We start from the raw sequence: 1259 nt of genomic DNA on the forward strand, positions 1-1259 counted from the left end.
GCCAAAGAGAGTAATAGCCTCGTATTTGAAATATTCTTTATACCTAGCAGTATCCTGAGTACGGCGAGACACGCGAAATCTCGTCGGAATCCGGGAGGACCATCTCCCAACCCTAAATACTCTCTAGTGACCGATAGTGGACCAGTACCGTGAGGGAAAGGTGAAAAGTACCCCGGAAGGGGAGTGAAATAGAACCTGAAACCGTGTGCCTACAACAAGTTCGAGCCCGTTAATGGGTGAGAGCGTGCCTTTTGTAGAATGAACCGGCGAGTTACGATATGATGCGAGGTTAAGTTGAAGAGACGGAGCCGTAGGGAAACCGAGTCTTAATAGGGCGAATTAGTATTATGTCGTAGACCCGAAACCATGTGACCTACCCATGAGCAGGTTGAAGGTGCGGTAAGACGCACTGGAGGACCGAACCAGGGCACGTTGAAAAGTGCTTGGATGACTTGTGGGTAGCGGAGAAATTCCAAACGAACTTGGAGATAGCTGGTTCTCTCCGAAATAGCTTTAGGGCTAGCGTCGACATTTGAGAATCTTGGAGGTAGAGCACTGTTTGGATGAGGGGGCCATCTCGGTTTACTGATTTCAGATAAACTCCGAATGCCAATGATTTATGGTCGGCAGTCAGACTGCGAGTGCTAAGATCCGTAGTCGAAAGGGAAACAGCCCAGACCACCAGCTAAGGTCCCAAAATAATTGTTAAGTGGAAAAGGATGTGGGGTTGCACAGACAACTAGGATGTTAGCTTAGAAGCAGCTATTCATTCAAAGAGTGCGTAATAGCTCACTAGTCGAGTGACCCTGCGCCGAAAATGTACCGGGGCTAAAACAATTTACCGAAGCTGTGGATAACACATTAGTGTTATGGTAGGAGAGCGTTCTATGTGTGAAGAAGGTATACCGTGAGGAGTGCTGGAACGCATAGAAGTGAGAATGCCGGTATGAGTAGCGAAAGATGGGTGAGAATCCCATCCACCGTAAGACTAAGGTTTCCAGGGGAAGGCTCGTCCGCCCTGGGTTAGTCGGGACCTAAGGAGAGACCGAAGGGTGTATCCGATGGACAACAGGTTGATATTCCTGTACTAGAGTATGAAGTGATGGAGGGACGCAGTAGGCTAACTAAAGCGGGCGATTGGAAGTGCCCGTCTAAGCAGTGAGGTGTGATATGAGTCAAATGCTTGTATCTGTAACATTGAGCTGTGATGGGGAGCGAAGTTTAGTAGCGAAGTTAGTGACGTCACACTGCCGAGAAAA

1 rRNA gene is annotated in these 1259 nt (G+C 48.5%); it reads left to right on the forward strand.

From position 1 onward, the window contains the following. Positions 1-1259, forward strand: a 23S ribosomal RNA gene (locus SST111_RS10810); the annotation flags it as partial.

The sequence above is a fragment of the Streptococcus suis YS161 genome (genome assembly GCF_002760245.1).
Taxonomy (GTDB): Bacteria; Bacillota; Bacilli; order Lactobacillales; family Streptococcaceae; genus Streptococcus; species Streptococcus suis_I.